Origin of the sequence: Marinobacter persicus (assembly GCF_002934325.1) — a bacterium.
In the GTDB taxonomy this organism is placed as follows: Bacteria; Pseudomonadota; Gammaproteobacteria; order Pseudomonadales; family Oleiphilaceae; genus Marinobacter; species Marinobacter persicus_A.
Genome location: NZ_PTIV01000028.1, coordinates 28,644 through 47,293, shown reverse-complemented (window position 1 = coordinate 47,293; position 18,650 = coordinate 28,644). Strand labels below are relative to the sequence as shown.

The following is an 18,650-nucleotide window of genomic DNA, read 5'->3' as shown; positions in this document are numbered from 1 at the left end:
CTTTCTCATAGGGGTAACCTCATGCTGGGAAATGTGAGGTTACTGTAGGGCGAATTTCAGCAGGGCGGCAGAACGTCGTGGAATGGACGCTTACGTTGTAAGCGGACTCGTAATGCTCCAGGCCAGCGCGAACGGCGTCTTCGTCCATGACCGGTAGCAGGGCGTTGGCAAGCATCTGGCAATTGGTGAAGCCCACCTGCGGCTGGCGATTGTAGGCATACCGGCCCTCGTGGTCGGAGTGATTGCATACATACCCGGCGTCGAAATCGTCAAGAAACGCGTAGGGGCCGTAGTCGAAGGTGTCGCCAATGATCGACATGTTGTCGCTGTTCATCACCCCGTGACAGAAGCCGACCGCCTGCCAGTCGGCAATCAGCCGGGCAGTGCGTTCCACCACTTCTTCGAACCAGCGGGTGTGGCGCTGGTCTTCCGGCAACTCGATCAGGTGTGGGAAATGCAGGGAGATTACGTGCTCGACCAGTGTGCCAAGTGCCTCCGGGCCTTCATGGTAGGCGGCAAACTCGAAGTGCCCGAAACGGATGTGGCTTCGGGCCACCCGCATCAGGGCCGCGGCGGTTTCGATGGATTCCCGGCGCACTGGGTCCTTGGCACTTATCATGAACAATGCCCGGGTGGTGGGAATGCTCAGCCCGTGCATGGCCTCCGAACAGAGGTATTCGCGAATCGTGGAGCGCAGCACGGCGCGGCCATCGCCAAAGCGGGAGTAGGGAGTGGTGCCAGCACCTTTCAGGTGCCAGTCCCAGCGGGTGTCATCGGGGCCGACGGTTTCCCATAGCAGCAGGCCCCGGCCGTCGCCCAGCTCGGGGTTGTACATGCCGAACTGGTGGCCGGTGTATTTCATGGCCACCGGGTCCATGCCCTGCAGCAGTTCCGCCCCGGCACCCACGCCTGTCCAGTCGCCTTCGTTATCGGTGCGGAACCCCATCTGGTGCGCCAGGTCGTGATTGAAACACACCATTTTCGGATTGCTCAGGGGCGCCGGTTGCACCCGGGTATAGAAATTGTCTGGCAGCTCCAGGTAGCGGTGTTCAACACGAAAGCTCTGGTTACTCATAAAGCGCCTATACTTTGATGAATTCTCGGCTGGTACGAATTCTGCTGTCTGTTGGATGGACACATCCCCTTGGAAGAGCCCTGTTATGGCCAACTGCGAGTTTCAGAAAACCATCGACACCCTAATGGCCAGGGAAGGGCTTCCGCCGGGTTATGGAAACACAGTCGCCTCCATCATCGTACCGCTGGTGGAAGCCATTGTAGCCCTCCAGAAACGGCACCGTCGGTCCGTGATCATCGGTATCCACGGCGCCCAGGGCACCGGCAAATCCACGCTGACCCTGTTCCTGCGTGAACTCCTGCAGCGCCACTGGCAATGCCCGACAGCCAGCCTGTCGATTGATGATCTCTACCTTACCAGAGCTGAGCGTCAGTCACTGGCCGATCAGGTGCATCCGCTTTTTAAAACCCGGGGTGTGCCCGGCACCCACGACCTGACGTTGGGCAATCGCGTGCTGGACCAGTTGTTGTCCGCCAGCCCCGGCGACAGTACGCCCTTACCAGCCTTCGACAAGGCGGTGGACGACCGGGTTCCCGAGGCGCAGTGGCCGGTATTCGAGGGCCCAGCGAAAGTTATCCTTCTGGAGGGCTGGTGTGTCGGGGCCACGCCGCAGCCGGAATCGGCGTTGGCCCGTCCGGTCAATAAACTGGAGGCGGAGGAGGATGCCCAGGGCCAGTGGCGTGAATACGTCAACCAGTGCCTGAAAACCGGCTATCGGGAGTTCTTTGGTCGGCTGGACTGGCTGGTGATGCTGGAGGCGCCTTCGATGGACTGTGTGCTGCAGTGGCGGCGGTTGCAGGAGCAGAAGCTGGCACAGCGGCATGCCCGGGCCGCGAAGGAGGGCAATCGCGCCGGCGGTTCACCAGAGCTGCGCATAATGTCTGACCACGAAGTGCAACGTTTCATCATGCATTATCAGCGGGTCACCGAGCATTGTTTGCGAGTCCTGCCGAAGCGGGCGGATGTACTGATCCCCGTGGGCGCGGACCACTTTATGGAGACTCCGATATGGAACAATCGCAGCTGATTATTTTTACCGACCTGGATGGCACCCTTCTGGATCACAACACCTATTCCTGGCAGCCGGCCAAACCGGCACTGGACCGTCTCAAGGCCGCCAACATTCCCGTGATTCTCAGTTCCAGCAAGACCGCCGCCGAGATCCAGGCACTGCGCCTGGAGCTGGATAACCATGATCCTTACATTGTCGAAAATGGTGCGGCGGTGGTGCTGCCTGCCTCATGGTTGGGCGCCAAAACGGATCGTGTGGTTAATTTTGGTGCATCCAGGGAGGTGTTGTTGTCGGTGCTGAAACGCTTGCGCGAGGACGGTGCGAAATTCCAGGGTTTTGCCGATATGTCGGTCAAGCAGTTGGTGGAGTACACGGGGCTGAGTGAAGAGGCCGCCGTGCGGGCCCGTCAGCGCCATGGAACCGAGCCGGTGTTGTGGCTGGGTACCAAGGCGGAACTCAGATCTTTTGAGGCCGCCCTGGGCGAGGAAAACCTGCGGCTGGTGGCGGGCGGGCGCTTTTATCACGTGATGGGCCAGTTTGATAAAGCCGATGGGGCCCGGTTCTTGCTCGGTAAATACCGTGAGCGTTGTGGCAAGAAACAACTGGTGTCGATCGCCCTGGGCGACAGCCCCAATGACCAGCGCATGCTGGAATCGGCTGACATCGCAGTGGTGGTGCGGGGCGTGAACAGTGACCAGGTGGTCCTGTCGGCACGCCGCCATGCCATGCGCTCCCTCAAGCCCGGCCCGGCGGGCTGGAACGATTGCGTGCTGAACCTGTTGTTCGAGTACGGCTACTGACGAGGAATGCGCCATGGGCGATTTTTATCAGAACGGCATTGTAACCACCCTGCACAACCTGGTGCGCCGGCCGGTGGAGGACATTGAGGCAGACCTTACGAAATTCAGTCGGGCGCGGCCCATGTCGTTGGTGTTGCCCTCGCTGTATTCAGAGCTGGAAGGGCCCGCCCTCAAAAACATTGTTAAGGAATTGACCCGCGTTCCCTACCTCAGTGAAATCGTCATTGGGCTGGATAGGGCGGACGAACAGCAGTATCGCCATGCGCTCGAGTACTTTTCCGAATTGCCGCAACCGTTCCGGGTGCTCTGGAACGACGGTCCCCGGTTAAGAGCCCTGGATGCCAGACTGCAGGAGCAGAACCTGGCGCCCACTGAAATGGGCAAGGGACGAAATGTGTGGTACTGCTTTGGGTATGTGCTGGCCTCCGGGGTCAGTAAATCCGTGGCGCTGCACGACTGCGATATTCTCACCTATTCCCGGGACCTGCTGGCCCGGCTGATTTATCCGGTCGCCAATCCCGGCTTCAATTACATGTTCTGCAAGGGTTATTACGCCCGGGTGGCGGACAGCAAGATGAACGGGCGGGTCAGCCGTTTGCTGGTCACGCCGCTGCTGCGTGCCCTGAAAAAGGTGTGTGGCAGTAACGAGATTCTGGATTACCTGGACAGCTTCCGTTATCCGCTGGCCGGCGAGTTTTCGTTCCGCACGGATGTGATCACTGATCTGCGGATTCCCAGCGACTGGGGCCTGGAGATCGGCGTGTTGTCGGAAATGAAGCGCAACCACGCCACCAATCGCTTGTGCCAGGTGGACATTGCTGATGTGTACGATCACAAGCATCAGGACCTTTCGCCGGAGGATGCCAGCAAAGGGCTGTCCAAGATGAGCCTGGACATTGCCAAGGCGCTGTTCCGCAAGCTGGCGACCAACGGAGAGGTGTTCTCCTCGGAGAAAATCCGGACCATCAAGGCCACCTATTTCCGCATTGCTCTGGATTTTGTCGAGACCTACCAGAACGATGCCATCATCAACGGCCTGAGCTTTGACCGCCACAAGGAAGAGAAAGCCGTGGAACTGTTTGCCCGGAATGTGATGGACGCGGGCCACTATTTCCTGGACAACCCCATGGATACGCCGTTTATTCCCAGCTGGAACCGGGTCGGCAGCGCCATTCCCGATATTCAGGAGCAGCTGCTGGAAGCCGTGGAACTGGATAACCAGGAATTCCGGCCATGACCCAGCCCCTGACGAGTCGCCTGGAAGGCATGCTGCAGGCGGTTTATCCGACACTGGACTGCGCGGCACTGGCCAAAGACCTGCTCGGTGCCATGGTCCTAGCGCCTGACGCACCTTCGCCCCCGGCCCACCAGAATCAATGGGATGAGCGAGACATTCTGCTCATTACCTATGCCGACACGGTTCAGCGGGACGGCGAGAAGCCCCTGGTGACCCTGAAGCACTTTTTGGACGACTGCCTGCGCGATTCGATCAATGCGGTGCACATACTGCCGTTCTTTCCCTACAGCTCCGACGACGGCTTTGCGGTGATGGACTACCTGGTGGTGAACGAGGCTCATGGGAGCTGGCGGGATGTGGAAGCCATTGCCGATGATTACCGGCTGATGGCGGATCTGGTGATCAATCACATGTCGGCCCGCAGCCGTTGGTTTGAGAATTTCCGAAAACGGGTGGACCCGGGCAGGGACTATTTCTTCGAAGGCCGGCCCGGTGACGACCTGAGCCAGGTGGTGCGGCCCCGAACGTCGCCGCTGTTGAATGCGGTGCAGACCGAGGATGGTGAGCGCCATGTTTGGTGCACTTTCAGCGAAGACCAGGTGGACCTGAATTTTGCCAACCCTCAAGTCCTGATGGAGTTTGTGGCTATCATTCGCCAGTACCTGGAGCACGGCGTGCGGATTTTCCGGCTGGATGCCGTGGCGTTCCTGTGGAAGGAGCCGGGCACACCGTGTATTCACCTGCAGCAGACCCACGAGCTGATCAAGATCCTGCGGCTGCTGATCGAACATCACACGCCGGATGCCGTGGTGATCACCGAAACCAATGTGCCCAACCGGGAAAATCTCACCTACTTCGGCAACGCCAACGAGGCGCACGCCATCTACAACTTTTCCCTGCCGCCGCTGTTGATCAACACCCTGATCATCGGCAACTGCCGACACCTGAAAACCTGGCTGATGAGCATGCCTCCCGCCCAGATGGGCACCACCTATCTGAACTTCATCGCCTCCCACGATGGCATCGGTCTTCGCCCCACCGACGGCCTGCTGGACGATGAGGAACGCCAGCGGCTGGTGAATACCATGGAATCCTTTGGGGGCAAGGTCTCCTACCGGCGCACGCCGGACGGTCGTGATCAGCCCTACGAGATGAACATTGCCCTTTGGAACGCGCTCAGTGGCACGGCCGAGGGTGGGGCGGACCACTGGCAACTGCAGCGGTACCTGTGTGCCCATACCATCATGCTGGCGCTGGAAGGCATTCCCGCGTTTTACATCCACAGCCTGTTAGCAACCGAGAATGATCACTCCCGGGTGGAGCACACCGGGCGTTTTCGCTCCATCAATCGCAGTCAGTGCCAGCTGGATGAGCTGGAACAGGCTTTGTCCGATGAGCATAACCACCATGGCCAGGTGTTCCACGAGCTCAAGCGCCTGATCGCCATTCGCCGCAAACAACCGGCGTTTCACCCCAACGCCACCCAGTTTACCTTGCACCTGGGCTTGCAGTTATTTGGTTTCTGGCGCCAGAGCATGCGTCGGGACCAGTCCCTGTTCTGCATTCACAACATCAGCAGCGAGACACAAACAGTTGCCCTGGGGGATATTAACCTGATTGGGACAGATGAATGGGTTGACCTGCTGTCTGGCCAGGCCATCACCGACCTGACCGCGACGCTTACCCTCAAGCCGTATCAACGCCTCTGGCTCTCAAACCGCGCCTGACCCTGTACGCGACCCGGGGTAGGGGCTTTATACTGGGCCTAAAGAGGAGGACGGTTTATGCAATATCTACATACCATGATCCGGGTGAGCAACCTGGACGACACGCTGCACTTTTTCTGCGATTTGTTGGGAATGGTGGAGATCAACCGGAAAAGCAACGAGAAAGGCCGGTTTACCCTGGTGTTCCTGGCGGCACCTGAGGATGAAGCCCGGGCGCGGGAAGACAAGGCGCCCATGATCGAGCTGACCTATAACTGGGACCCGGAAGAATACTCCGGTGGCCGAAATTTCGGGCACCTGGCCTATCGGGTGGATGACATCTACGCCCTGTGCGAGAAGCTGCAGGCCAATGGGGTCACCATCAATCGTCCGCCGCGGGATGGCCACATGGCGTTCGTCCGCACCCCGGATAATATCTCCATTGAGCTGCTGCAGAAAGGCGACGCACTGCCGCCCAAGGAGCCGTGGGCGAGCATGGAGAATACCGGTACCTGGTGAGTTGTGAGAGAGCCAGGCGGCTCTAGCTTGTCCCTCCTGCTGAGAGAAATTGTTCAAGCTTGGCTGCCTGTTTTCTCATGCCTTCGAAGACAGGGCGACTGATATGTTCCGGAAAATTTTCTGGGAGCATGGTTGCCACCTGTTCGATAACAGGGTCGGTTTGTGCCGCAATATCTTTCATCAGGCGTCTTGCCCGTTCCTGAGAAAACCCGGCACTGCGCGCGGTTGTCAGAAAATGTCGGGGGGCAATTCTTGCCCAGTGGTAGTGACGGTTTTTCCCTTTCACAGACATGGCCATTTTCGCGCGTTCGGCGGGCAGGCTACCCTGAGCAAATAATGGCAAAGCAGAGATGACATCGTACAAAGGAGTCATCCGGAAAGCCGATGCGGGCTCTATGAAGAGGCTGAAATTCTTGGCATGGCCGTCAATTGCCGCGAGTAACCAGAAGAGTATCTGGCTCTTGAAGAACCGTTCACGGTCCTCTTGGGCCTGTTGGGAGCCCTGGAGCAACTTCATGGACTGGTGAATGCCTGGGCCGCCATCGTTCTCGTATTTGATAGCGGGCGCTATCCCCAGTGCTTGGCAGAAGTCTTCCTGGGGCAGGCGCATTAACCAGGAGCGATCACTGGCCCAGCGCCGGTCAAAACGTTCAACAATCAGGATGGTCTGATGTCCGAATGTGGCCAGTTTGGCGTTAGCCACGGGCAAACCAAAGGCCGCAAGTATCTTCAGGCAAAGCCATTCGTTTTCGCTACTTTCTCGCAGATCGATGTTGCTGTGTTCCAGAAAACCAATTGGCATCTTGAAGATATGACTGGTCGGAGTGCTTCCTGTCGGTTTCTGCCACTGGTTACGATGCCAGAGCAGTGCGGTTTTTTCCTGAGCGCCGGCCAGGGAAATTCGAAAGTCCTCGTTTTCTGTCATGCCCAGAGGGGCGCTTTGGTAACCGGCCAGCAGTCCGGCTATCTGTGAATCGTTTAGGGGAGTGGCGGTAATCCGGCCAATAGCTGGCAGGCTGCTACCTTCGGGATAAAGCTGTATGGCCCCAATGCAATCTCTCCCGACACTGGCCAGCAGGTCGAACGGATGACTGGTTGGAACCTGAAATCGTGATTGCATCCGGTTTCGCAGAGTATCTGAATCCGGCAGTAGATTGTCGAAGAAGTTATAGACCCGCTCCCCTCGGTAAACTTCGCTGGTTAACGGTAGCGAGAGGGAAATCGTCCTGGCACCGGGTCGGGATAGCCATGTCGGTAGGTACTGGAAATCCATACCGCCACGATTGTCTTTGGCCAGTATCCCTACCTGGATGCCATTCATGGCAACGATCAGTTTGGCCATAGGCTACCACTCCTGATCCCAGCCGGTTTGTGACTCGGGTTGGCCTCGCTCAGTGATTTGCAACTCCAGGTCAAGAGCGGCCAGCAACTTGAAAAGCGTTTCAATCCGGCAATTTTCGGGATGGTTCTCAAAGGTGGAGATGGTGGCTTGTTTGGTTCCAATTTGCTCTGCCAGCGTTTGCTGGGTGAGAGATCGCTGTTTTCGGGCATTCCTCAGGGTTGAGGCCAATGCTTCGGGAGAGGTGATCTTCATGGTTTATCCTGTTCTGGGGATAATTTAATTCTATACCTTTAAGGGTATAATTCAAAATTATCCCCTTTTCCGGATAAAGGGCTCAAGTGAGTAGCATTCCTTGAGTTATACGGTGATTACTTGTGAGCTTGCCCGGAATCGTCATAAACTCCCTTCAATCATCAGGACGATGCAGCCAAACCACGGAAGGAGCCATGCCATGGAAGACTGGCAACAATGTCTGGCACCGGAATGCCAGACGGCGCTGTTGCTTGCCCGCGACACCGTCGCCCGCCACGGCGGTTATGTGATTACCGCCGAAGATTTTCTACTGGCGTTGCTGGACGCCATTCCCGCCATTACGCCGTTTCTGGTGCGTCAGGGTGTTGATCTTGACGAGCTGGTGCGTACTATTCAGGGTGAACAGCCCGTTGTCGCGGAAGTGCATAACGACGGCCAGTTATCCTCACAGCTGGTCTATTGGCTCTCCCGGGCCCGGGAAGTAACGCCAGCGGCCTGGCTGGAGTGGCCGCAATTGCTGAAAGTCCTGGCCCGGGATTGCGAGCGACTGCAGGATAGGGCCTATGTGGCGGTCCTGGAGTTGGTGCAGCGCTGGCCCAACGAGCCGATTCCCGCTGTACCGGCAGATGCCGAATCCGTTCGCCCCATCATGACCGATTTGCCCTGGCAACAGTTGGCAGAGGATGTATCCGTTATGCTGGCGACTTCGCCCAACGTGTTGGCCTGGGTACATGGACCGGCGGGTCTTGGCAAGACGTCCTGGCTCCAGTTATTGACCAATACACCGGGCCTGGAGGCAGTCATGGTCAATGCCCGGAGTGAAAACGATATTCGGGCCTGCCAGGATCGGCTGTTGATTTGCCAGGGGGCTGCATCACAACAGAGCTGGCCGACCCTGATTCTGGACCACACTTCGCCTTCGGACCTGTTGGTGTTGCTGGTACGGACCGGGTCCGCTCTCGCCGACCTGTTGGTGCAATGGCGTGGCCCTGTGTTGTTGGCAAGCCGGGAGCAGGCCACCGATCGCCGTGCGCTACGTCGCATCGCCCGCTTGCTGGGTCGGGATGTCCAGGATTACCCGGCACCGTCGGTCAGCACCGCTCAACACTTCGCTATTGTTCTCGCGCATCAACCGGCCATTGAAAAGCGTTGGGGCATTCATTTAAGCGCGGAAGCCCTGGAGGAAGCCGTGGCCGGGGCGGCCCGACATGGTTTAACACCCGGCTCTCTGCTGCAATGGCTGAAGCGCGCCGCGGCGCGCCTGGACCTGTTTGCCCGCCGGGGTTCCGTGGAAGGCCTGGCCTTGAGCGCACAGCAAAAGTCGCTGCAAAGCCAGTCGTTACTGGCCATGGCGCGGGAGGGCGACTGGCCGCCAGTGGAGCCGGGCATCAAAGGCCTGGAGGCTAGCCTGGCGAAAGTGGACAGGGTGTGGGAAAGACGTTACCAGGCGGGTACCCTGCGCTGCCTGCAAACGTCGGATTTACTGGCTGAATGGCCCCAACTGTCGCTTGCAGAACCGACCAGCCCGGTTCACTATGTGGGCCACCATGAACAACCGCAGGGAGAGTCCACGGGTGCAGGACCTGGAAATTTACATTCGTGACCTTGAGCCGGAAGCTGTCTCCGGCTGGCTGAAAGGGCAGCTGGATCAACTGACTCTGGATGACAGTGATGTGTCCCACGTTGTGAAAGGCATCGCGTATTACCGTGGCGAGCGTCTTCGCATTACGCTTTATCCGGGCGCTTTCGGCAAGCGCTTTACCTGCCTGTTGCTGGAGGGAGAGGTGCTGCCCTGGAACAGTGACCTGGATTGTGCCCGCAGTGCGTGGCGGTCCATGGATACAGAGATTCGTTGCAGTCCGGGCGACTGGAAAGAGGGTGATCCGGTGGAAGAGGAGAAGTGGTGGCGTCTGGATGACCGGGGCGAGCAGAAGGTGGTTTGGAACTGACGTTTTTTTGCATCACTTGAGATACAAAAAAGGCAGCTCACCGGAGCTGCCTTTTTGCATTGAGAAGCCCTGGAATCAGGACAAGTGACGGTGCTCAGTCACTCAGGATGGACACGTTGTCCGCCTGCAGGCCTTTCTCGGCTTCCACCACGTTGAAGCGCACCAGTTGGCCCTGGCGCAGAACGCGACGGCCACGGCCACGAATGGCGCGGAAATGCACGAAGATCTCATCACCGCCGTCACGTACGATAAAGCCGAAGCCTTTCTTCACGTTAAACCACTTAACGGTGCCTTCTTCGTCGCCTTCTGGCGCGGTGTCGTCATAATCCTCGTCTTCCTCGTAGGAAGTGTTACGGTTGGACTGCTGCGGTGCCTGTTTGCGCTGCTGGGCGGGTGCGGCTGCCTGCTGCTTTGCGGAAAGCGCAATGGCGATGAAGCCCGCAATGGCAAAGATAACAAAGGCAATAAGGTAGGCTGCCAGGCCGCCGGTGCTGCCGAGGGCTTCAAGACCTTCACCAAGGGCCAGCAATTTAAGTGGTTCCGGGGTGCTGGTCAGAAGCAGGCCGAGGATAAAAGGTGCCGGAATTGCGATCAGGACGGAAACAAGGATCGCTTTGGCTGGATTACGCATTGGCTGAATATTCTCCATGGGTTGACGCTAACGATAAAAAGCCGGACATCGGGTAACATGGCATGCCTGGCCGTAAAAGGCGGCATGATACCAGATTACAGAAAGGGCTGACCAAACCTGATGAGTGAAAATGCGTTGGAACAACGAATTGCGGAACTGGAGATGCGTTTGGCGTTCCAGGACGATGTGATTAACACCTTGAGTGAGCAGGTGGCGAAGCAGGAGCTGGATATCCGGGAGCTGTGGGATGCCAAGCAGATGTTACATAAGCAGCTGAAGGATATTTCGCCTTCCAACATTAAAAAGGAAGAAGACGAAACACCGCCTCCGCATTATTGAGATTTGCTGGGGGTTTTACCCCAGCAAATCCACCAGAATCCGCTCGTAAATCTCTGAAAGCGTGTCCAGGTCGTCCGCTTTCACGCATTCGTCGATCTTATGGATGGTGGCGTTCAGGGGGCCGAGTTCCAGTACCTGGGCACCGGTGGGCGCGATGAAGCGGCCATCGGACGTGCCCCCGGACGTGGACAATTCGGTTTCACGGCCGGTGACCGTGCGAATGGCTTCCTGGCTGGCGGTGACCAGGGCACCCTTGTCGGTCAGGAACGGCCGGCCGCTGAGATGCCACTGCAGGTCGTACTTCAGCTTGTGCCGATCCAGAATGGCCACTACCCGCTCTTCCAGGCTTTCGGCGCTGTTTTCCGTGCAGTAGCGGAAGTTGAAGTGCACCAGGCATTCGCCCGGAATCACGTTGCTGCCAGTGCCGGATTCGATCCGGGTGATCTGGAAGGTGGTGGGCGGGAAGAAATCGTTGCCGTTGTCCCAGAATTCATTGGCCAGGGCATCCAGCGCCGGGGCAACGGCATGCACCGGGTTTTCCGCCAGGTGAGGGTAGGCCACATGGCCTTGTACCCCGTGCACCGTCAGGTAGCCGTGCAAAGATCCACGACGACCGTTCTTGATGACATCGCCCACCTGATGGGTGCTGGACGGCTCGCCAATCAGGCACCAGTCGATCTTCTCGTTGCGGGCCTCAAGGGTTTCCACCACTTTCACCGTGCCATCTTTGGCCGGGCCTTCCTCGTCGCTGGTGATCAGCAGGGCGATGGAGCCCCGGTGTTCCGGGCAGTTGGCCACAAACCGTTCGCAGGCGGTGATGAAGGCGGCCAGGCTGCCTTTCATGTCGGCGGCGCCACGGCCATACAGGTAGCCGTCCTTGATCACCGGTTCGAACGGGGCGTGCGCCCAGTTCTGCTCGGGGCCGGTGGGCACCACATCGGTGTGACCGGCAAAGGCCAGCACCGGGCCGTCGCTGCCCTTGCGCGCCCAGAGATTGTCCACCTTACCAAACCGCAGGTTCTCGCCGTTGAAGCCCAGGGGCGCCAGGCGCGACATCAGCAGCTCCTGACAGCCCGCGTCATCGGGCGTGACCGAGCGGCGGCTGATGAGGTCTTTGGCGAGTTCCAGAGTGGGGGACAGTGACATTTGGCGGCCTTTGTGTTCTTGGGCTAAAAAAGTGTTTTTGCCACGGAATCCACGGAAGAACACGGAAAAATTAAAAGACAAAAGACGTTATCTGCCACGAAACCCACGAAAGAACACGAACAAAGATTCACTGAAAAAGATGAAAGCTTTTTGTCCTTTCTTTTCGTGTTCTTTCGTGGATTTAGTGGCTAAAAAATCTTTTCATCTTTTTCATTCCGTGTTCTTCCGTGGATTCCGTGGCCAATCAATACCATTTCGCCGTTCCCTGGCGAAATCACGCCTTAGTTATTGGCGTGCAGTTCTTCGTTCAGCTCGATGGCGGTTTTGTTGGTTTTGCACTCAACCGCGCCGGTCTGGCTGTTACGACGGAACAGCAGGTCGCTCTTGTTGGCCAGGTCACGGGCCTTGACCAGTTCCACCAGCTCGTTGTTGTCGTCCAGCAGGGCGATCTTGGAGCCGGAGGTGATGTACAGGCCGGCTTCGACGGTGCAGCGGTCGCCCAGCGGGATGCCGATGCCGGCGTTGGCGCCGATCAGGCAGTTTTCGCCCACGGAGATGATGATGTTGCCGCCGCCAGAGAGGGTGCCCATGGTGGAGCAGCCGCCGCCCAGGTCGGAGCCCTTGCCGATGATAACGCCAGCGGAGATGCGGCCTTCGATCATGGAAGTGCCTTCGGTACCGGCGTTGAAGTTGATGAACCCTTCGTGCATTACGGTGGTGCCTTCGCCCACGTAGGCGCCCAGGCGAACGCGGGCGGTGTCGGCGATGCGCACGCCACCCGGAACCACGTAGTCGGTCATCTGCGGGAATTTATCGACGGATTTTACTTCCAGAACACGGCCTTCCATGCGGGCCTGCAACTGGCGCTCCGGCAGTTCGTTCAGATCCACCGCGCCTTCGTTGGTCCAGGCCAGGTTGGGCAGCAGGGCGAAGATGCCGTCCAGTTTCACACCGTGGGGCTTCTTCAGGCGATGGGAAATCAGGTGCAGCTTCAGGTACACCTCGGGGGTGCTGGAGGCGGTGTCGTCGGTAGCCAGAACAGTCACCACAACCGGGCGCTTGCTGCTGGCGGCCGTCTCAGCCAGTTTTGCCTGTTCGGTCTGGCCGATCTGGCGCAGGGATTCGGCCAGCTTGGTCAGTTGCTCGGCGGTGACGCTGATGGCCTGGTTACCACCCTGGTAGCCCAGTGCGGATTCGACCACATCAATCAGGTCTCTGTCCGGGGTCAGGCTCGGCTGCTGGTAGAAAACCTCCAGCCATTCGCCTTGTTTGTTCTGGGTGCCGATGCCAATGCCGAATGCAAAACTCATCTGATGTGCTCCTCTAAAAAATGAAGAAAGTTTTGCCACGGAATCCACGGAAGAACACGGAACAATAAAAGACAAAGACGGTTTGGCCACGAAACCCACGAAAGAACACTAAAAAATGATTAAAGACAAAGGCTTGTCGTTTTTTAAATTTCGTGTTCTTTCGTGGATTTAGTGGCTAAAAAACCCTTTCATCTTTTATTCCCGTGTTCTTCCGTGGATTCCGTGGCTGAAAATCAGTCAGCCCACGCAGCCCACTGGTCCGCGTTGAAGCCCACGGTTATGTCGCCCTCACGTTCCACAACCGGGCGTTTAATGATGGAGGGATTCTCCAGCATGATCTCGTGGGCACTTTGGGCGGCAATGGTATCACGAACCTCTTCGGGAAGTTTGCGCCAGGTGGTGCCGCGCTTGTTGATCAGTGCTTCCCAGCCGACGGCCTGTTCCCACTCGCTCAGCTTTTCGCTGGTGAGGCCGTCTTTCTTGAAATCGTGGAAGTCATGGGCGATGCCGTTTTCATTCAGCCACTTGCGGGCTTTTTTCACGGTGTCGCAATTCCTGATGCCGTAGAGCTTCATTTTTCAAAACCTTTTACAAAGTCCACAATCCGCCTCGCCGCTTCAACGCACTCCTCCAGCGGGGCCACCAGTGCCATCCTGACGCGGTTCTCGCCGGGATTATGGCCATCCACGGTGCGGGAGAGGTAGCGGCCGGGTAGTACATGTACGTTCTGCTGCGCGGACAGTTCACGGGCGAAGGTTTCATCGCTCATGGGCGTTTCCGGCCAGAGGTAGAAGCCGGCGTCCGGGTAGTCCACGTTCATGACTTCCCGCAGGATGGGTACCACGGCCTCGAACTTGGCGCGGTAGGCGGCGCGGTTTTCCCGCACGTGATCCTCATCGTTCCAGGCGGCAATGCTGGCCAGTTGGTTGTGGATGGGCATGGCGCAGCCGTGGTAGGTCCGGTACTTCAGGTACCCGGTCAGCACGTCGGCATCGCCGGCCACGAAGCCGGAGCGCAGGCCCGGCAGGTTGCTGCGCTTGGACAGGCTGTGGAAAACAATGCAGCGTTTGAAATCATTCCGGCCAATGGCCGCGCAGGTCTGCAGCAGACCTTCGGGGGCGTTGGCTTCGTCCGGGTAAAGCTCCGAGTAGCATTCGTCGGAGGCAATCACGAAGTCGTGTTTGTCGGCCAGTTCGATCACCTTCACCAGCGTTTCGCGCGGCATTACCGCCCCGCTGGGATTGCCCGGGGAGCACAGGAACAGCAGCTGGCAGTCCTGCCAGACGCTGTCCGGCACCGCCTCGAAATCCGGGATGAAACCGTTGTTGGCGTCGCAGGCCAGGTATACCGGGTCCGCGCCCGCCAGGAAGGCCGCGCCTTCGTAGATCTGGTAGAAGGGATTGGGGCTGACCACGGTGGCCGGCTTGCTGTTGTCGATCAGCGCCTGCACCAGGGAGAAAATGCCCTCGCGGGTACCGTTCACCGGCACAATGTTGGCTGCGGGGTCCAGTGTGCCTTCTGCCAACTGGAAGCGACGGGTGGCCCAGCTGGCCATGGCCTCGCGCAACTCATCCGTACCCTTGGTGGTGGGATAGTTGGCCAGCTTATCCAGATTGTCGGCAATTATCTGCTTTACGAACGCGGGCGCTGGGTGCTTCGGCTCGCCAATCCCCAGGGAAATCGGGGAAAGGTGCTCGGGAATGGCAATGCCGGCCTTCAATTTGGCCAGTTTTTCAAAGGGGTAGGGGTGCAATCGGTCAAGATTTGAATTCATTGAATATCGTCCAGCATTTTCGAGAGGTCCCGTTGCAGGGCCTGGCAAACCTCTACGTCCCGCAGAGGCGCACCGTGTTCGTCAGTGATGAAAAAGACGTCTTCCACCCGCTCACCGAGAGTGGCAATCTTGGCGTTGGTCAGGCGTACCCGGTGCTCCAGCAAGACCTGGCCAATGCGAGCCAGCAGGCCGGGGCGGTCCGGCGTGATCACTTCCATTACGGTGCGTTGGTTGATGGTGTCGTTCGACAGGGTCACTTCGGTCGGGAACGCGAAGTGCTTGAGTTGTCGGGGCGTGCGCCGGTGGATGATGTCCGGGTAGTCTTCGGGGTCGTCCAGCTCTTCGATCAGCCGCGTGCGCACTCGTTCTTTACGGGCGGGGTCGATGCCCAGCGGCTGGCCCTGTTCATCCAGTACCACGTAGGAACTGATGGAGTAGGGGCCGTCGTCGGTGGAGTTGATGCGGGCATCAACGATGTTCAGGTTCAGTTGCTCCAGCACCGCCGTGGTGGCAGCGAACAGGGCCACCCGGTCTTTCACGTAAATGATGATCTGGGAATAGCCGTCGGTGGGGCCGCCCCGGGTATCGCGAATCAGCACCAGCGGATCGGGATCGTCGCCATGGCTGACAATGGCCGCGGTCTGCCAGGCAATATCGACGGTGGAATCCTGCAGAAAATAGTCCTCATCCACCGTTTTCCAGACCTGGTCGATCTGTTCGTCGGTGATGTTCTGGGCATGGAGGATCTGCCGTGCTTCTTCCCGGGTGGCCCGAATCCAGTCCTGGCGGTTCACCGGGTTGTCGGTGCCCCGGCGAAGAGCGCGCTTGGCTTCCACATAAAGCTGGCGCAGCAGTGAGGCGCGCCAGGTGTTCCATAGCTTGGGGTTGGTGGCGCTGATGTCGCACACGGTCAGGATGTACAGGTAGTCCAGGTGCGCCTGGCTGGGCATGGCCCGTGCGAAGGCCTGGATGATGTCCGGGTCGGAGATGTCCTTGCGCTGGGCAGTCATGGACATCAGCAGGTGGTTTTCCACCAGCCAGGACACCAGTTGGGTATCGCGTTCACTCAGGTGATGGCGTTTGCAGAACTCGGCGGCATCCACGGCGCCCAGCTCGGAGTGGTCTCCGCCCCGGCCCTTGGCCACATCGTGGTAGAGGCCGGCGATGTAGAGCGTTTCCAGTTTGGGCAGGCGAGTAATCAACCTCTTTGCCAACGGGAAATCGTCCGCCCCGGCTTCACCACTGGCCAGTCGCGACATGTTGCGGATGACCCGCATGGTGTGGGTGTCGACCGTAAAAATATGAAACAGATCGTGCTGCATCTGGCCAATGATCTGGCCAAATTCGGGCAAATAACGGCCCAGCACATTGTATTTCTTCATGGCCGACAGGGTCTTGTCCAGGGCGTGCGGTGTGCGTAGAAGCTCCATGAACAGGGTGGTCACGGCCAGGTCGGAGCGGAACGCGTCATCGATCAGGTGTCGGTGGGCCCGCAGCGAACGAATGGTGGTCGCGCGAATGCCTTTGATCTCGGGGTGCTGGGCCATCAGCACGAATATTTCCATGATCGCGTAGGGCGCGTAGGCGAAGACCTGGCTGTTGATTGCTTCAATATAGCGGTTTCGGACCTGGAAGCGTTTGTTCAGTGGGCGGATGTCGTCTTCACCATCGCCGGCCAGGATGGCTTCGTCGTAGTACTGCAGGATCACATCCGCCAGCTCGGCCAGAGCCAGCACTGTACGGTAGTACTGCTGCATCATCAGTTCCACGCCCAGGCGTTTGCCTTCATCGTGGTAACCCAGCATTTCCGCCAGGGCGCGCTGGTGGTCAAACAGCAGCCGGTTCTCGTTGCGATCGGCGATTAACTGCAGCCCGTATCTCAGGCGCCAGAGGAACGTTTCACCCCGGTAGAGGATGTCGTGCTCTTCGGTGGTGAGGATGCTGAAATGGGTGAGATCGGCAATGTTCTGCAGGCCAAAGTGGCGCTTGGTAATCCAGCCAATGGTCTGGATGTCCCGCAGGGCGCCCGGGGAGCCTTTGACGTTGGGCTCCAGGTTGTATTCGGTATCGCCGTACTTCTTGTGGCGATGTTTCTGCTCTGCCCGTTTGGCCAGGAAATATTCGCGGTCTGTGCTGACGTCGTCCGAGTAGACCTTCTCGCTAAGCTCGGCACGCAGGCTGTCCGGGCCGGCAATGGTGCGGGTCTCCAGCAGGTTGGTCAGAATGGTGATGTCATCCCGGGCCGAGGCGATGGATTCGTCCATGCTGCGCACGCTGTGGCCAATGTCCAGCTTGAGATCCCAGAGCAGGGTCACGAAAGCGCTTAAGTCTTCCTGCCATTCAGGCTCAATGTTATGCCGGGTGAGGATGAGCAGGTCGATGTCGGAATGCGGATGCAGCTCGCCCCGGCCGTAGCCGCCCACGGCAATCAGGGCAATATCGGGCGAGTGGGAGAAGGGGTAGCGGTCCCAGATCAGGCGCAGGACCCGATCGACGGTGTTGGCGCGGGAATGGACGAGTGCCCGGACATCAGCGCCTTGTCGGAAGGCTTCGGCATCGGCATCGTAACTTTCCCGGAGTAACTGCCGCGCCGCGCCGACCGGCGAGGTATCGTGGCTGATATGGTGTTCCAGCTCGCCCCTGGCCACTTAAAACGACTCTTCCGCGCGTTTGGTGAGCACCTCGCACCCGTCCGCAGTCACCAACAGGGTGTGCTCCCACTGGGCGGACAGCTTGTGGTCCTTGGTGACCGCCGTCCAGCCATCGGCCAGAACCTTGGTCTGGTACTTCCCCTGGTTGATCATCGGCTCAATGGTGAAGGTCATTCCCTCTTTCAGTTCAAAGCCGGTGCCGGGCTTGCCATAGTGCATAACCTGCGGTTCTTCGTGGAATACCTTGCCAATGCCGTGGCCGCAGAAGTCGCGGACGACCGAATAGCGGTGGCGTTCGGCGTGCTGCTGGATGGCATGGCCAATGTCGCCAAGGCGGGTGCCCGGCTTGACCAGTTCGATGCCTTTATAAAGGCATTCCTGAGTGATACGGATCAGGCGTTCGGTGCCGGGCTTGGGTTTGCCAACGATCCACATCTTGCTGGTATCGCCGTGGTAGCCATCCTTGATGACGGTGACATCGATGTTGATGATGTCGCCATCTTTCAGCACCTTCTTTTCAGTGGGGATGCCGTGGCACACCACATGATTGACGGAGGTGCAGATGGATTTCGGAAACCCCTTGTAATTGAGCGGCGCCGGGATGGCCTTCTGCTCATTGACGATGTAGTCGTGGGCGAGTCGATCGAGTTCCTCGGTGGTCACGCCGGGTTTGACGTGTTCGTCCAGCATTTCCAGAACTTCGGCAGCCAGCCGGCCGGCTACGCGCATCTTTTCAATTTCTTCGGGAGTCTTGATCGTTACCTGCATCGGGCTTCCTGTTGATTTGCATCAAACCTCCATTTTAAGGCTGGGGCGGTTCGGGTACAAGGAAGGATGGTGTCAGTGTCTGGCGGAAAAGTAATGGCGTTCCGGTCATGGTTTGTGGTATAAACGCGCCGCCGGAAAC

17 protein-coding genes and 1 pseudogene are annotated in these 18,650 nt (G+C 58.5%); 8 read left to right on the top strand and 10 right to left on the bottom strand.

The genetic code is table 11. The features are described 5' to 3' along the window. Positions 1 to 88: 88 nt before the first annotated feature. A pseudogene (locus tag BY454_RS13470) lies at positions 89 to 1,075 on the bottom strand (protein adenylyltransferase SelO); the annotation flags it as partial. An 85-nt stretch (positions 1,076 to 1,160) separates the two neighbouring features. Here BY454_RS13470 and BY454_RS13465 point away from each other — a divergent pair. The 5 genes from BY454_RS13465 to BY454_RS13445 are packed head-to-tail and all read left to right on the top strand — an operon-like array spanning position 1,161 to position 6,349. Then, complete coding sequence (locus BY454_RS13465; protein WP_104417063.1) at positions 1,161 to 2,102, top strand: hypothetical protein; 942 nt, start codon at positions 1,161 to 1,163, stop codon at positions 2,100 to 2,102. Continuing rightward, on the top strand, positions 2,084 to 2,887 hold the full coding sequence (locus BY454_RS13460) for an HAD-IIB family hydrolase (RefSeq protein ID WP_104417062.1): 804 nt from the start codon (positions 2,084 to 2,086) through the stop codon (positions 2,885 to 2,887). The genes BY454_RS13465 and BY454_RS13460 overlap by 19 nt, the downstream gene beginning before the upstream one ends. A gap of 13 nt (positions 2,888 to 2,900) precedes the next feature. After that, on the top strand, positions 2,901 to 4,124 hold the full coding sequence (locus tag BY454_RS13455) for a glycosyl transferase (protein WP_104417061.1): 1,224 nt from the start codon (positions 2,901 to 2,903) through the stop codon (positions 4,122 to 4,124). Next, positions 4,121 to 5,851: a sugar phosphorylase gene (locus tag BY454_RS13450; protein WP_104417060.1), complete on the top strand. Its 1,731-nt coding sequence runs from the start codon at positions 4,121 to 4,123 to the stop codon at positions 5,849 to 5,851. Before BY454_RS13455 ends, BY454_RS13450 begins: the two co-directional genes overlap by 4 nt. A gap of 57 nt (positions 5,852 to 5,908) precedes the next feature. After that, on the top strand, positions 5,909 to 6,349 hold the full coding sequence (locus tag BY454_RS13445; protein WP_104417059.1) for a VOC family protein: 441 nt from the start codon (positions 5,909 to 5,911) through the stop codon (positions 6,347 to 6,349). 22 nt (positions 6,350 to 6,371) lie between these two features. Here the strand turns inward: BY454_RS13445 and BY454_RS13440 are convergent, their stop codons facing one another. Continuing rightward, entirely contained in the window at positions 6,372 to 7,691 is a 1,320-nt protein-coding gene (locus BY454_RS13440; RefSeq protein WP_104417058.1) for a type II toxin-antitoxin system HipA family toxin, read from the bottom strand. 3 nt (positions 7,692 to 7,694) lie between these two features. Continuing rightward, positions 7,695 to 7,943 (bottom strand): type II toxin-antitoxin system antitoxin HipB, encoded by a 249-nt coding sequence (hipB, locus tag BY454_RS13435; RefSeq protein ID WP_104417057.1) that lies wholly within the window; start codon positions 7,941 to 7,943, stop codon positions 7,695 to 7,697. Between the two features lie 199 nt (positions 7,944 to 8,142). On the opposite strand from hipB, the gene BY454_RS13430 reads away from it, so the two are divergent. Continuing rightward, positions 8,143 to 9,546 carry a hypothetical protein gene (locus BY454_RS13430; protein ID WP_104417056.1) on the top strand — a complete coding sequence of 468 codons (1,404 nt, stop codon included), beginning with the start codon at positions 8,143 to 8,145 and terminating at the stop codon, positions 9,544 to 9,546. Then, entirely contained in the window at positions 9,518 to 9,892 is a 375-nt protein-coding gene (locus tag BY454_RS13425) for a hypothetical protein (RefSeq protein WP_104417055.1), read from the top strand. Before BY454_RS13430 ends, BY454_RS13425 begins: the two co-directional genes overlap by 29 nt. A 94-nt stretch (positions 9,893 to 9,986) precedes the next feature. Here BY454_RS13425 and BY454_RS17145 read toward each other — a convergent pair whose 3' ends face one another. Further along, positions 9,987 to 10,523 (bottom strand): cold-shock protein, encoded by a 537-nt coding sequence (locus BY454_RS17145; protein WP_104417054.1) that lies wholly within the window; start codon positions 10,521 to 10,523, stop codon positions 9,987 to 9,989. A gap of 120 nt (positions 10,524 to 10,643) precedes the next feature. On the opposite strand from BY454_RS17145, the gene BY454_RS13415 reads away from it, so the two are divergent. Beyond that, positions 10,644 to 10,862, top strand: coding sequence for a SlyX family protein (locus BY454_RS13415; protein WP_104417053.1), 219 nt, complete (start codon positions 10,644 to 10,646; stop codon positions 10,860 to 10,862). A gap of 15 nt (positions 10,863 to 10,877) precedes the next feature. Here the strand turns inward: BY454_RS13415 and dapE are convergent, their stop codons facing one another. From dapE to map, 6 genes are all read right to left on the bottom strand, one after another. Then, positions 10,878 to 12,008 carry a succinyl-diaminopimelate desuccinylase gene (gene dapE / locus BY454_RS13410; RefSeq protein WP_104417052.1) on the bottom strand — a complete coding sequence of 377 codons (1,131 nt, stop codon included), beginning with the start codon at positions 12,006 to 12,008 and terminating at the stop codon, positions 10,878 to 10,880. A 281-nt stretch (positions 12,009 to 12,289) separates the two neighbouring features. Beyond that, the gene (dapD, locus tag BY454_RS13405; protein WP_104417051.1) at positions 12,290 to 13,318 is read right to left on the bottom strand and encodes a 2,3,4,5-tetrahydropyridine-2,6-dicarboxylate N-succinyltransferase; all 1,029 of its coding nucleotides are present in this window, start codon (positions 13,316 to 13,318) and stop codon (positions 12,290 to 12,292) included. A 233-nt stretch (positions 13,319 to 13,551) separates the two neighbouring features. After that, positions 13,552 to 13,893, bottom strand: coding sequence for an ArsC family reductase (locus BY454_RS13400; RefSeq protein WP_104417050.1), 342 nt, complete (start codon positions 13,891 to 13,893; stop codon positions 13,552 to 13,554). Further along, on the bottom strand, positions 13,890 to 15,092 hold the full coding sequence (gene dapC / locus BY454_RS13395; protein ID WP_104425565.1) for a succinyldiaminopimelate transaminase: 1,203 nt from the start codon (positions 15,090 to 15,092) through the stop codon (positions 13,890 to 13,892). The genes BY454_RS13400 and dapC overlap by 4 nt, the downstream gene beginning before the upstream one ends. Beyond that, positions 15,089 to 17,740 carry a [protein-PII] uridylyltransferase gene (locus tag BY454_RS13390; protein ID WP_104417048.1) on the bottom strand — a complete coding sequence of 884 codons (2,652 nt, stop codon included), beginning with the start codon at positions 17,738 to 17,740 and terminating at the stop codon, positions 15,089 to 15,091. Before BY454_RS13390 ends, dapC begins: the two co-directional genes overlap by 4 nt. Then, positions 17,741 to 18,511, bottom strand: a complete 771-nt coding sequence (gene map, locus BY454_RS13385; protein ID WP_104417047.1) for a type I methionyl aminopeptidase — start codon at positions 18,509 to 18,511, stop codon at positions 17,741 to 17,743. It lies immediately after the preceding gene. Between the last annotated feature and the right edge of the window lie 139 nt (positions 18,512 to 18,650).